Origin of the sequence: Maricaulis maris (assembly GCF_049116555.1) — a bacterium.
Classification (GTDB): domain Bacteria; phylum Pseudomonadota; class Alphaproteobacteria; order Caulobacterales; family Maricaulaceae; genus Maricaulis; species Maricaulis maris_C.
In genome coordinates this window covers 173671-185978 of sequence record NZ_JAGDYT010000006.1, presented here as the reverse complement: position 1 = coordinate 185978, position 12308 = coordinate 173671, and the positions used below count along the sequence as shown (strand labels likewise).

Genomic DNA, 12308 nt, shown 5'->3' with positions numbered 1-12308 from the left:
TCGGTCCGGGCGCTTTTCTGTCTGGATATCGGTGCTGTGCTAGCGTTCGCCCAGCGCGCGGGCCGGCAGGTAGATGATCCGCGCAGCGATGTCGGCCAGGGCACCCAGCCCGCTCTCCCGCGCCTGGCCCGGCTCGCCGTTCAGGGCCTCTGACAGCGCACCGCTCGCAGCCAATTGCATCAGGGTTTCAGATGTTGCGAAGTCGACATGACCCAGCAGCGTCCCGTCGCGCAATTCGCTCAGATCAATCACTGCAATACCCCGTTCAACCAGCGCGTCGCGCTGACGGCCGATTCCCAGGCAGGATTGGTGGCCACCGCGCAGCGAGTCGGACAGGGCCAGGACGCGATCGCGGTCCGAAACCAGGACGGCAAGATGCGCCGGCGGAGGATCGATCGCGTCGAGTTGGTTCAGAAAGACATCGAAATCAATGTCAGGCGAGGCCAGGATGACCGGGTCGAGCCGGGACAGGACATCTGCCCGGCCTTCCAGGCTGAGCTGGCGCAGTGCCTCCATCGTTACCATTGACCCCATTGAATGGGCGAGGAGGATGATCGAGGAGGCCGGACTGTCGGACACGCGCTCGAGGGTCTCGACCAGACCATCGCGGGCAAATTGCGCGCTGTCTCGGTCGTAGAGATAGGCCGGCCAATGGCCCGCCGAGGGCCAGGCGTAATGCACCGCCGCCGTCCGCACGCCGAAATCATTGAGGATCTGGGCGTTCAGATACAGCCCGTCCGAGAAGGGCGTGTTGAAGCCGTGGACAAAGACGAAGACCTGCCGTTCGGCCAGCGGCATGGATGACAAATGCTGGTCAAGCATGGCCGACCAGGCTTCCGGAGCGAGGTCGGCCTGATAGCCGGTGAGCGCAAATTCACGCGTCGGATCGGCCGGCAGCGAGGGATGGGTGATTTCGCCTGCGAGCCGGTTGGCAGGAACCCAGACATCGGCCCTGGCGAAGGACAGCTCACCGCGCCCCGGCGTCAGGCGAATATCGGGATCCTCACTCGATGCCCGCGTCGTCGCAATCAGGATCGGCTCGCTCACACCCGCCGCCACATGGGTCGGCACGATCGGCAAGTGAGCCGGCGCGGTGGTGCAGGCTGTGAGTGTGAACAGTGCCAGGGCGAGGGCAACGCATGATTTGACGGGGTGTAGATGCATCGCAGCGATGACTTTCGGCGGTTCTGGACAGTCGATCGCAAAGATCAACGCAGCCGCTCCCGCCCGTCAATGGCCGGGCAGGCATGCAAAGACCGCCGGCCAGAAATTCGGGGGCATGGGTTTGCTGCAAGGTCGGAGAATTGGTGCGCCCACAAGGATTCGAACCTTGGACCCGCTGATTAAGAGTTTTTAGAGGACTCAATGAAATCAGCGACTTAAAAGTCTCCGAGGTACAAAGTTGCATTAATTTCGTGTACCCTAGGCAGTCCCGGAACTGTGCGCGTAAAAGCCTATTTGGCACCAGTTTTCCACAATCGATGATAAAAAATGCGTTATATTTCAATAAATTAGCGTGCAATCAAGAAATGGTTGTGGACAATCGGTCTAATCCTGAAGTCTCATTTCTAAATCGCTGCTATACTCTGTGAGTTCGGTGAGTTCACTGAACATGCCGGGGGTGCGGCTGATTTGAACCTCACCGCACCCACTCGGCTGGCGCGAGTATCTCGTCGCTGACGAGTTACACCTGCAGACGGCTGGGGGCGAAAGCCCTCAGCCGTCACGTCGCTAAGGTATCACCATAGTTTGATGAGGGCCAGTAGGTCTCGAACCAGGAGCTCGGAATTTTCGGGCTTGCGATGAAGTGATTCGGGCATCGACCGCCGTTTTCAACCTCGTTTCGGCTTTGTTGCGGTGCAAGAAAGTCTCCGGAGACTTTCTTATGTCATATCTGTTCCAACTTCGTTCCGAATCGATTGCCGTATCTATTTGAAAAGGTTGGTGCGCCCACTAGGATTCGAACCTAGGACCCGCTGATTAAGAGTCAGCTGCTCTACCAACTGAGCTATAGGCGCGCCGGTTGGGAAGCGGCGGAAAATACGCGTGTGACGTGTAAAATCAAGCCATTCCTTTGCCCGAACACACATATCTCCCATGCGTGATTGGCTGGCGTCCAGGCGGTGTGAATGCCTACTCCACCTGGGCCCGGCCGATCGTGCCCATATCGCTGCCAAACCAGATCTCGCCGGTTGATGGCAGATATTGCATATGGCGAACCACGCCGCCGCCCGAGGGGATGGCGGTGATGGAGAAAAACGCCTCGCTCTCCGGGTCAAAACCGACGAACCAATTCGGGTCGACACCGGTCTCGACGAACCAGATCCGGTCCTGGCCATCCACGGCGAAGGCATAGGGGCGGGCATTGGCGCCGGAGGGCATCTCCCATTCGGTGACGGATTGGTCGGTTGGATCGAGGACGCCGAGATAGCCGTCAGCATAATCGCCATACCAGACCCGCCCATCGGAGGTCACGGCGATGCGGCGGGGGCGCGTTGTCTCGCGCGGCAGGTCATGCTCGGTCAGTTCCAGGGTTTCCGGATCGACAGAGGCCAGCTTGTTGGTCCCGAACAGGGCAACCCAGATTGTCCCGTCCGGGGCCTGTTTGATGCCATAGGCGCGCGCGCCCTCGGTCGGCACCATGACGGTGTCCAGATCGCGGGTTTCCATGTTCAGGCGGCTGACCGAATTGCTGCGCTGGCTGGTAAACCAGATATGGCCCTGACCATCGAAAATCTGGGTGTGCGGGTCCGCGGTCGTGTCGCGCGGGGTCTCGATATAGTCGAAGCTTTCCGTTTCCGGATCATAGATGCCGATATGCGCGTCGCGATTGCCGGCATACCAGACGCGGTGATCATCCTGGACGATGAGATTATGCGGTCCGGCGCCTTCGCGCAGGTCAATCCGGATCATCTCACCGGTCGCGACATCAAGGCGGGCAATGTAGGAATTGGCCTGGCCGGCAAACCAGACCGTTTGCCCATCCAGCGTGTAGGGATCGCGCGGGCGACCCTCCCACGGCACATCCCATTCCTGGATGTCGATGGCAGCGATCTCAGGGCTGTTCTCGGGCGGGGTCACACCATCGGCCGGACGCGTCTCCTCCGGTGCGGCCAGGGTCTCGCTGGCAGCAGGCGGGCCTTCCTCGTCGACTGGCGCCGGCTGCGAGCAGGCGGCCAGCAGGCTTGTGATGGATACCGAAACGGCAAGCAGGCGGGTCAGTCGGTCACGCATGGAAGTCTCCCTCGCAAAAAGAGGTATCGCGCCGCTGCCCCGTCTTCAAGCCAAGGGCGCCCGCCCGCTACCAGCGACGATAGGGTGAGCGAATGTAATGGATCAGCCGGGTCGAGCCACGCACGGTATAGGTCCGCCCGTGGCGGTCACGGCACAGGCGGACGGCAACAAGGGCAGGACGTCCGCGAAAATGTGCCTGCTGGCGTGACTCCCAGCATTGTGACGCATAGCGATAGCGTGATGGCTGGCCGCGCCGATAGCCGTGATCATGATGCGATCCGCGGCGCGGACGATAGTCATGGCGCGGGCGATGGTGGCGGCGTTGGAGACGCTTCTCGCCGGTTTCAGCGGCCAGGCGTGGTGCGGTCTCGGTTGTGCGGGTGACGCCACTGTCCGCCGCGGCAAGCCCGCCGGCCCCCAATGCGAGGGCCAGACAGACGGTGAGTGTCTTGACGGTTTTGATCATGGTGCCCCTCCGGATTCTTGCTGCCAGCCTCACATTTCGCGCCTGACGCGAAACTGAACGCTTCATTCACCAAGCTGAGCGATCGGTCCTGTGCGGGTGGGTATTTAAGGAGGCTGTTAAGGGCGCCGGGCTAGAGATGGGCTATGATAGCCGCCATGGAAAACCCAGCCGCACCGCTGTTTGATGCCGCTCATCTCGCCCGTTATACGGGTGGGGATGTGGCCTTGCGCGATGAGCTCCTGGGGTTGATGTGCGATCAGGCGCAACGCTGCCTGGCGATCATGGACTCCCCAGTCGACGCGTCTGCCTGGCGCGCGGCCTGCCATACGCTCAAGGGGGCCGCGCGCGGTGTCGGCGCCTTTGCGCTGGCTGATTTGTGCGATGCGGTCGAGCCGGCTGCGGAGCCGGCCTGGCCGGGTGCCCGGCTGGAAGTGGAGCACTGCGTCCGCGAAACCGAACTCGCCTTTGCGCAAGCCGGCTGACCGGCTTCAGTCCTCGCGCGTCTTGTCCCAGACACTGAATTCGTAAGCGATCGAGCGCTCGACCAGTTCGCGCCAGACCGGTTCGGCGATCTCGACAGCCAGCCCGCGCTTGTCGGCTTCGGCGGTGACCTTGGCGATCACATCATTGATCCGCCATTCATCGCGGACCACATCGCGGCTCGGCTTGATCCGGGCGGCGGCTTCCATATAGCGCGCCCGCTGGGCAATGAGGGCGACCAGTTCGCGGTCGAGCGCGTCCACGCCGGCACGTACTTCCTGCATGGTCTGGCAGGCTTCGGGGTCTGTGATGTCGGGGCGGGTAGACATGGTCATTCTGGCGGATACCTGTGCTCGTTTCGCCTCTTATAGGCGGGCTCGCGGCGAGGCCCAAGCGGCGGACTGTCACAGCCGGTGAAACCCGCCTTGCCGGCACGGACACGCATTCATCATATGACCGCGCGCGCGGTGGCGTTATGCTGCGGGACCAGACAAGGGAGTCGTCCATGAACCAGCCCGTTCGCATCTATGGTGACCAGCGCAGTGGCAATTGCCTGAAGGTCAAGTGGACGGCCGACCGGCTCGGCCTCAGCTATGACTGGCATGAGGTCGACGTCGCCAAGGGCGAGACCCGCACCGAGGACTTCCTGGCCATCAACCCGGCCGGACAAGTGCCGTGCCTGGAGCGCGAGGATGGCCGCATCCTGGCCCAGTCCAATGCCATCATCTTCCATCTGGCCGCGGGTTCGGACCTGATCCCGGCCGATGCTTTCGACCAGGCCAAGATGCTCGAATGGATGTTCTGGGAGCAATACAGCCACGAGCCCTATATCGCCGTGCGCCGCTTCCAGAAGGCTTTCCAGAACATGAGTGAGGACACGATCGACCCCCAGCTCATGGCCAAGGGGCGGCGGGCGCTGGGCGTGATGGAGATGCGCCTCCTGTCGCGCGACTTCATCGTCCGCGACACGCTCACCCTCGCCGATATCGCGCTTGTCGCCTACACGCGCGTCGCCGATGAGGGTGGGTTTGATCTCGACGAATTCCTCGGCGTGCGCAGCTGGATCGCCCGCGTCGAAAACGAGCTGGAGCTGGATTATGATGAGGGCCGGGTGACAGCGCTTGCCTAGCGCGCCAGTTCCTTCATCGCCGCATCGACGCCTTCCAGGGTCAGCGGGAACATGCGGTCGGCGCCGATAATGTCCTGGACGAGGCGGGTGGAGTAGGAGTGCTCCCACCATTTCTCAGGTGTCGGATTGATCCAGATCAGGTGTGGCCAGGTGTCTGCGATACGCTGCAGCCAGACCGCGCCGGCCTCTTCATTCCAGTGCTCGACCGAGCCGCCATCATGGGTGATCTCATAGGGCGCCATGGCGGCATCGCCGACCAGGATGACCTTCCAGTCGGCCGGGTATTTGTGCATCACATCCAGCGTCGGCACGGTCTCGGTGCGACGGCGCAGGTTTGACCGCCACACGCCTTCATAGGGGCAGTTGTGGAAGTAGAAATATTCGAGATTCTTGAAGGTCGTGCGGGCGGCCGAGAAAAGCTCCTCGCACAGCCGGATATGCGGGTCCATCGAACCGCCGACATCGAACAGGGCCAGCACCTTGATCGCATTGCGGCGTTCCGGCCGCATGATGACATCGAGCCAGCCCTGTTTGGCGGTGGCGTCGATCGTTTCGCCAAGGTCGAGTTCCTCGCGGGCGCCATCGCGGGCAAATTTTCGCAGACGCCGCAGGGCGACTTTCAGATTGCGCGTGCCGAGCTCGCGCTCCCCGTCGAGATCCTTGTAGCGCCGCTGCTCCCAGACTTTTGCCGCGCGCTTGTTCTGGCTTTCGCCACCAATGCGCACGCCGGACGGATTATAGCCGGAATGACCGAAGGGAGAGGTGCCGCCGGTGCCGATCCACTTGTTTCCGCCCTCATGCCGCTTTTCCTGCTCCTCAAGGCGTTTCTTGAGGGTTTCCATCAGCTCGTCGAAGGGCAGGGCCTTGAGTTCGGCCATTTCCTCTTCGGTCAGCATGCGCTTCATCATCGCCTGCAACCACTCGTCCGGGATGTCCTTGTCCTCGAACATTTGGGAGAGCATTTCGACGCCCTTGAAGACGTGGCTGAACACCATGTCGAACTTGTCGAAATCCTTCTCGTCCTTGACCAGGGCGGCGCGGCTGACCGAGTAGAAATGCTTGATCTCCGGCTCGATCACACCCTTGTCGAGCGCTTCCAGCAGGGTCAGGTATTCCCGCGTGGTGACGGGGATCTTGGCGGCGCGGAGTTCGGTGAAGAAATGATGCAGCATGCGCTCAATCTAGCGGGGTTCGCGTGGCAGGGAAGGGCGCGGGTGCGTGCGATCCGCCGCCCAAACGGAAAACGGCCCCGCCCGGAGGCGAGGCCGTTGCGCCGCAATGGAGCTCGTGACTAGAAGTCGTAGCCGAACTCCACGCCCCAAACGCGCGGCGTCGAGATGGAGGAGAACGCGGTACCCAACGTGCTCGCCGTGATGTTGTTGACGCCCTCGACATACTGGTTGTCGAAAACATTGTTGACGAAGGCGCTGACCGTGAGGTCGCCATTGGGAGCGGTCCAGCGGGCGCGCAGATCGGTGCGATTGCGGGACTCGCCCAGGGCGAAGGCGGCATAGCCGCCGCATGTGCCCTGGAGGGTCGACTGGCTGTTGCACCGGCCCTCTCCACGCCAGGCGTGATTGGCCTGCAGGGTCAGATCACTGCCATTGTCCAGATCCAACACATACGCTGCGCCAAAGGCGACATTCCAGAACGGCTCACCGGTCGGCTCGCCCGACAGATCGGTGCCATTGCTGTCCACCCGGCGCTTGTGCGTGGAATCGATCCACTGCGCATTGCCGTACAGGCGCAGCGCGTCGGAGGCCTGCCAGTCCAGCTCCATGTCGACACCGATGGCTTCGTCATCGGAGGTCTGGACCAGGTATTGCGGCACGCCGCCACCGGTCGGCACGACCAGGCGGATGGATTGCTTGCCCTCATAGACATAGGAGAAGGCCGACATGTTGAAGATCAAATCCGGGTCCAGGAAGTCCGATTTGAAGCCGACTTCCCAGCTTGTCACCGTTTCGTTCTCGAAGCGCGAGCCGACCTCGACCGAGTTGTAGCCACCGGCCTTGTAGCCTTCAGAGAAAGAGCCATAGACCATGACATTCTCAGTCAGCTGATAGTCGACAACGACGCGTGGGCTGAGATTGTTCCAGCTGTCTTCCATCACGCATGGCACGCCCTCGGCGACATTGACGCCATTATCGCAGGCCACGCCCGCCAGCGGCGACAGGTCGAAGACAAAGTCGAACAGGAAGTCATTCGGAGAAGCCCCGGCGAGTGCGAGAATGCCGGCGCCGTCAAGTGCAGCCAGGGTCTGGTCGAGACCGTTGGCGACCCGCGGCCCATTGAGCCATTGGAAGGACTTCTCATCCTCGGTATAGCGCAGGCCGAGTGAGATATTCAGGCGGTCCGTTGCGGACCAGATCATGTCGGCATAGACCGCGCGGGCGGTGAACTCGCCTTCATTATTCATGTTCTCGGACCAGGAATGTCCAAGCATGGAGAAGGGCAGGCCGAAGGGGACGAGCAGGCCGTATTCCAGATCGGTGAAAGGTGTGCCGGCGCCGATATTGCCCAATACCGTGTTCACCGTGTCGGTGAAGGTGAAGGTCTCGGAGGCCTGAATCGCGGTCTCGTCATAATAGCTGGCGCCGATCAGCCAATCGACCGGCCCGTTGGTCCCGGCCAGGCGGAACTCCTGGTAGAAAGCTTCATTGCTCTCGACATTCGAGGTGTCGAAATAGGTGTTGATCCGGTTGGTACCGTCCTCGTCCTCGCGATTCATCGTGTCGAACTCACGGAAAGAGGTCAGCGAGGTCAGCGTCATCTCGCCAATATCCTGGCGGATAGTCAGCGTGGTCTCGGCCAGGTCGCGGGCTTCGCGATTGAAAACGACATCATTGCGCAAGGGCGCATTGAAGGGGTTGAGATAGGCGTCGGTATCCACCGGAAGCGGCGGTGTGCCGGGCGCGGCTGGCAGGTCGACGATGCCGATCGCCGGGCGGGCGTCCTGGTCAATGCTGTCACGGCTGTGGCGCAGCAGGATCTGTGTCGACGGGGTCGCATCCCAACGCACGGTGATACGGTCGGCCGACGCGTCTTCGCGACGATAATCCTCACCGGTCACGGCATCGGTCAACCAGCCGTCGGCGCTGTTGTCGAGGAAGTTTGCGCGCACGGCGAGCGTGTCGGTGATCGGGATATTGATCATCGCCTCGGTGCGGACACGGTTATGGCTGCCCAGGCGGACGGCCACGCGACCTTCCAGTTCATCACCGGGTTCGCGCGTGATGATGGAGACGGCGCCGGCGGCCGAGTTGCGCCCGAAGAGCGTCCCTTGCGGCCCTTTCAGCACCTCGATCCGTTCGATATCATTGAAGGCGAGCAGTGAGGCGCCCGAGCGCGCCGCATAGATGCCATCGACATAGATGCCGACCGCCGGATCGGTGCCGACGCCAAAATCGCTCGTAGTGATGCCGCGGATGGAATAGCGCGGCTGGGTCGGGCTGCCATTGGAGACATCCAGGCCTGGAACAAAGGCTTCCAGGTCACCCATATCATCGGCGGCGACCGAGCTGATGAATTCGCTGTCCATGACCTGCAGCGAGATCGGGACATCCTGCGAGGACTGGGCGCGCTGCTGGGCGGTCACAACGATGACGTCCTCGTCCATGGCGTCGTCCTGCGCCAGGGCAGGCGCAACCGCGATGCAGGCAGCCGTCGTGGCGAGCAGTGCGCGCAGGCCGAGCCGGCGAGCCGATTGAATGCGTGTCATTTTCCCTCCGCTGGGCGCTTGGCCCAATTCCGGTCAGCCGGGCGTTTATCTCGCCGGACATGCCGATTCCCCTTGGATTTCCCATTCGAATATCCAAATAAATGAAACAGAATTTTTTTCTGTTATTCAAGCGAGGGACTGCCTGGACCAGCTGAAACCGGGCAGGAGGCGCAAAAGGGTCACACTTGCCTCGCCGGAATGTTGTGCCAGATTGCAAAATGAATTCAACGAGGCAGCTTGTGAACGAACGTGCACCGACAGATGGGGTCGACCTGGAAAGGCGCGCCGCCCCGCGGCAGAAACGATCGCAGGATCGAATCCTGAAAATCGTTGCTGCGACCAAGGCTCTGCTGGAGCGTGGTGAGGTGGACGCGATCACGACCTCGACCGTGGCCGCCGAAGCTGGCGTGCCGGTGAGTTCCGTCTATCGCTATTTCCCGAATATCTACTCGATCCACCGCACCATATTGGAAGAGTTCAAGGCCGAGACCGACCGGATCGTCACCACGATCATGGAGGATCCGGACGAGCAGGACTGGACGGTCAGCCTGTCAGGCATGATTTTCGGCCTGCGCCAATTGGTGGCCAGCAATCCGTCTTACGGGGCCGTCTTCCGTCTGACGCTCACCACACACGAACTGCGCGCGGTTCGCGAGGCTTGGAATCTGCGCCTGGCGGGCTTCCTCGCTGATCGCTGGCGCAAGGGACTGGACGGCTTTCACGGCGGCGATCCGGACGTGGTCGCGCGGATGACGGTGGAAATCTATTGTGCGGCGGAAGTGCTGATCTTCGAGACGCGCGACCGGCCGGCCGATGCCGAGATCTATTTTACCGAGACCCTGGCAGCGCTGCAGCGCTATCTCGCTCCGTATCTGGACTGATCAGTCACAATCGCCAGGCAAGCTTTCAATCCAGGCCCGGATCAGATCGACGCCTTCGGTGTGTATGGTCGAGCGCCCCACTTCCGGCATCATCTGGTCCGGCTCGATATTGTCGAGACGGAAGAGAAGAATGGACTCGTCCGGCTGGCCGGGAACGATGTCATGCTGGCGATCACCGGTACCCGCGCCGGCCGCGATAGGCAGTTTGCAGATTCCAAGAGCGGGCCCGTGGGCGATACCCGGTTCAAGATCGAGGCCTGATGTGTCGGCCGGACCGACCGGGCTGTGGCAATGTGAGCAATTGGCATCGAGATACGCGCGGGCGCGGTCTTCAAGCGTCGCGTTGAGATCTGTCCAATCGGCATTGCGTGGCGCGTCTGCCGGTGCCGGCGCGCCGGTCAGGAAGCCGACTTCGGTGAGATAGTCGAGCTGGTTCATCGGGCCGCCGGGATAGGCGAAGTCGCGGTTGAGATGCCGCGGTTTGGGGCCGATGGGTGAGATGATCCGGGTATTGGAATCCGGCGCATGGCAACTGGCGCACTGGTTCACATCCGGCATCACATAATTGAAATCCTGCGCCTCGCCGTCAGTCCCGACCAGGGTCAAGGGCACGATATCGCCATAGCGATGCAGCACGGCTTCGCTCTGGTCGTCATTCCAGCGATAGGGCAGGGCCGCCCAGCCGTCTTCGCGGTGAACGAGGATGCGTGTCTCGATCAGCTGGACCCGGGACAGGTCGAGATCGCCCTCGGCGTCGATCAGGGCATGACCGTCGCCGCGCAGGACGGCCCCCGCTTGTTCGGCCAGCGGGTAGTAGAAGGTCTTGGTGATGACCGTTCCGACAGGGAAATCGAGCGTTTCGTGTTCCCGATAACCGGCCTGCATACCCTCCGGCATCCAGATCGTGCGCAGTTTCAGCGCGTAGTCGGTGAAGAGCGGGGTGTTGAGGTCATAGGCCACAACACCCTCGCCCAGTCGCAGGGTTTCGCCGCTAATCCCGACCTGGCCCCATTCAGACAGGAGCCGGGGCGTGTCGACCGCATGGAATTGTGGCGCCGGTTCGCTGGGCGAGCAGGCGGCCATGCCCAGCACGAGCATGAGGGTCAGTCGGCGAAACATGTCGTTGGTCCTGATCAGTCAGCGAGGGCCAGCTCGACCGGCGCGAGGTCGTCCAGCGTGCAGCGGAAGGCCTCGGTCTCGATCCGCGGTGCGCCATAGCCATTGGGACCGTCGGCATTGAGAACGTCGACATCGTCGGCCACGCAGATACGCAGCGCGTCCGGCAGGACACCATCGACGAGTTTCGCGTCATCGACAAAGCCGTCGAACAAGACGTCGGGCAGGGCGCCGTTGAGGCCGAACATGGCGATTTTCAGCGCTGTCAGGTCAAGCCCGTCCGGCGAAGTGCCGCCACCGGAATATGTGTTGTCATGGATCCAGATCGTTTCGGGATAGGGATCGAAATCACTTTGCACCGAGTAATCGGAATAGCCGGTCGAGTGCAGGCTGGAGATGATGATATTGGCGGTGTCATTGTCCGAGATGCGATTGTTGAAAATCTCGACCTGGTCGTTGGAATTGATGACAATGCCCGAGCCGGCCGGGACGCTGGCGACCGGTGTGCCGGCATGGCCGAAATTCTCGGTATTGTTCTCGAAGATATCATTGTCATAGACGCGGGTGTGATAGCCCGGCTGCGGCAGGTTCGGCATGTTGAAGACCAGGATGCCGCCCGTATTGTTGGTCGCGGTATTGCCGTAGACATCGGCACCGATGCAATTCTCGATCTCGATACCGGCGACATTGTATTCGGCACGGCTGTTGCGGACGACCACATTGCGCGACTGGCCGACATAGATGCCGGCATCGGAGGCGCCGATCGCAACCGTATTCTCGACGAGGACATTGGTCGTCTGGACCGGATAGATGCCGTAGGCGCCATTCTCGGTTGAATAGCCATTCGTCCATTCGACGCGAACGCCGCGAATGATGATGTTCTCGCCGCCATTCACTTTCAGCCCGTCGCCGGACGTGTCCTCGATGGCGAGGTCTTCCAGGGTGAAGTCATTGGCGGTGACGATCAGGCCTTCCGCCCCGGCGATCTGGCCCTGGAAGTTGAGGATGGTCTGGTCCATGCCGGCGCCGCGAATGGTCACGCCATCGACATTGAGGCTCAGTGAGCGGTTGAAGCTGTAGACGCCGGCCGGGATCTCGATGACGTCACCGGGTTGGGCGTCGATCAACTGCTCCAGCAGAACTGACTGATAATCCCCGTCCGCTTCAGAGACATCGCGTCCGTCCTGGCCGCCATTACCGCAAGCGGTCAGAACCAGCGCAGCAGCGCCCACAATCAGATATCGCGTCATTTTCATTGCCTTCTCCCCGGCTTACGCCCGC

The 12308-nt window shown here is 61.7% G+C and carries 11 protein-coding genes and 1 tRNA gene; 3 read left to right on the top strand and 9 right to left on the bottom strand.

All coding sequences use genetic code 11. The features are described 5' to 3' along the window. Positions 1–39: 39 nt before the first annotated feature. The 4 genes from JXQ94_RS08485 to JXQ94_RS08470 all read right to left on the bottom strand — a co-directional run bounded on the left by JXQ94_RS08485 (position 40) and on the right by JXQ94_RS08470 (position 3700). Complete coding sequence (locus JXQ94_RS08485; protein WP_421923335.1) at positions 40–1164, bottom strand: alpha/beta hydrolase; 1125 nt, start codon at positions 1162–1164, stop codon at positions 40–42. A 778-nt stretch (positions 1165–1942) separates the two neighbouring features. After that, positions 1943–2018 (bottom strand) — tRNA-Lys (locus JXQ94_RS08480). 115 nt (positions 2019–2133) lie between these two features. Then, positions 2134–3234 (bottom strand): virginiamycin B lyase family protein, encoded by a 1101-nt coding sequence (locus JXQ94_RS08475; protein ID WP_421923334.1) that lies wholly within the window; start codon positions 3232–3234, stop codon positions 2134–2136. Between the two features lie 67 nt (positions 3235–3301). Continuing rightward, positions 3302–3700 (bottom strand): hypothetical protein, encoded by a 399-nt coding sequence (locus tag JXQ94_RS08470; protein ID WP_421923333.1) that lies wholly within the window; start codon positions 3698–3700, stop codon positions 3302–3304. A 155-nt stretch (positions 3701–3855) separates the two neighbouring features. Between JXQ94_RS08470 and JXQ94_RS08465 the strand changes: the two genes are divergently transcribed. Further along, complete coding sequence (locus JXQ94_RS08465; RefSeq protein ID WP_421923332.1) at positions 3856–4182, top strand: Hpt domain-containing protein; 327 nt, start codon at positions 3856–3858, stop codon at positions 4180–4182. 6 nt (positions 4183–4188) lie between these two features. Here JXQ94_RS08465 and JXQ94_RS08460 read toward each other — a convergent pair whose 3' ends face one another. Next, positions 4189–4515, bottom strand: a complete 327-nt coding sequence (locus tag JXQ94_RS08460; protein ID WP_421923331.1) for a chorismate mutase — start codon at positions 4513–4515, stop codon at positions 4189–4191. Positions 4516–4685: 170 nt separating this feature from the next. Here JXQ94_RS08460 and JXQ94_RS08455 point away from each other — a divergent pair, with 170 nt between their 5' ends. Then, positions 4686–5309 carry a glutathione S-transferase family protein gene (locus JXQ94_RS08455; RefSeq protein WP_421923330.1) on the top strand — a complete coding sequence of 208 codons (624 nt, stop codon included), beginning with the start codon at positions 4686–4688 and terminating at the stop codon, positions 5307–5309. Here the strand turns inward: JXQ94_RS08455 and JXQ94_RS08450 are convergent. Both JXQ94_RS08450 and JXQ94_RS08445 read right to left on the bottom strand, forming a co-directional pair. Beyond that, on the bottom strand, positions 5306–6481 hold the full coding sequence (locus JXQ94_RS08450; RefSeq protein ID WP_421923329.1) for a vWA domain-containing protein: 1176 nt from the start codon (positions 6479–6481) through the stop codon (positions 5306–5308). The two genes, JXQ94_RS08455 and JXQ94_RS08450, sit on opposite strands and share 4 nt — an antisense overlap. 119 nt (positions 6482–6600) lie before the next feature. Beyond that, entirely contained in the window at positions 6601–9030 is a 2430-nt protein-coding gene (locus JXQ94_RS08445; protein WP_421923328.1) for a TonB-dependent receptor, read from the bottom strand. 239 nt (positions 9031–9269) lie between these two features. Between JXQ94_RS08445 and JXQ94_RS08440 the strand changes: the two genes are divergently transcribed. Further along, a complete protein-coding gene (locus JXQ94_RS08440) occupies positions 9270–9911 on the top strand; it encodes a TetR/AcrR family transcriptional regulator (RefSeq protein ID WP_421923327.1) in 642 nt (213 codons plus the stop codon). Here the strand turns inward: JXQ94_RS08440 and JXQ94_RS08435 are convergent, their stop codons facing one another. Together JXQ94_RS08435 and JXQ94_RS08430 are read right to left on the bottom strand one after the other, a co-directional pair. Beyond that, positions 9912–11030 (bottom strand): SO2930 family diheme c-type cytochrome, encoded by a 1119-nt coding sequence (locus JXQ94_RS08435; RefSeq protein WP_421923326.1) that lies wholly within the window; start codon positions 11028–11030, stop codon positions 9912–9914. 14 nt (positions 11031–11044) lie between these two features. Further along, on the bottom strand, positions 11045–12283 hold the full coding sequence (locus JXQ94_RS08430) for a parallel beta-helix domain-containing protein (RefSeq protein WP_421923325.1): 1239 nt from the start codon (positions 12281–12283) through the stop codon (positions 11045–11047). Positions 12284–12308: the final 25 nt, after the last annotated feature.

Excerpts from the sequence above, each read along its gene's own strand:
- JXQ94_RS08450 (WP_421923329.1), bottom strand. The coding sequence starts at position 6,481 with ATGCTGCATCATTTCTTCACCGAACTCCGCGCCGCCAAGATCCCCGTC.
- JXQ94_RS08465 (WP_421923332.1), top strand. The coding sequence starts at position 3,856 with ATGGAAAACCCAGCCGCACCGCTGTTTGATGCCGCTCATCTCGCCCGT.
- JXQ94_RS08435 (WP_421923326.1), bottom strand. The coding sequence starts at position 11,030 with ATGTTTCGCCGACTGACCCTCATGCTCGTGCTGGGCATGGCCGCCTGC.
- JXQ94_RS08455 (WP_421923330.1), top strand. The coding sequence starts at position 4,686 with ATGAACCAGCCCGTTCGCATCTATGGTGACCAGCGCAGTGGCAATTGC.
- JXQ94_RS08430 (WP_421923325.1), bottom strand. The coding sequence starts at position 12,283 with ATGAAAATGACGCGATATCTGATTGTGGGCGCTGCTGCGCTGGTTCTG.
- JXQ94_RS08445 (WP_421923328.1), bottom strand. The coding sequence starts at position 9,030 with ATGACACGCATTCAATCGGCTCGCCGGCTCGGCCTGCGCGCACTGCTC.
- JXQ94_RS08475 (WP_421923334.1), bottom strand. The coding sequence starts at position 3,234 with ATGCGTGACCGACTGACCCGCCTGCTTGCCGTTTCGGTATCCATCACA.
- JXQ94_RS08485 (WP_421923335.1), bottom strand. The coding sequence starts at position 1,164 with ATGCATCTACACCCCGTCAAATCATGCGTTGCCCTCGCCCTGGCACTG.
- JXQ94_RS08470 (WP_421923333.1), bottom strand. The coding sequence starts at position 3,700 with ATGATCAAAACCGTCAAGACACTCACCGTCTGTCTGGCCCTCGCATTG.
- JXQ94_RS08460 (WP_421923331.1), bottom strand. The coding sequence starts at position 4,515 with ATGACCATGTCTACCCGCCCCGACATCACAGACCCCGAAGCCTGCCAG.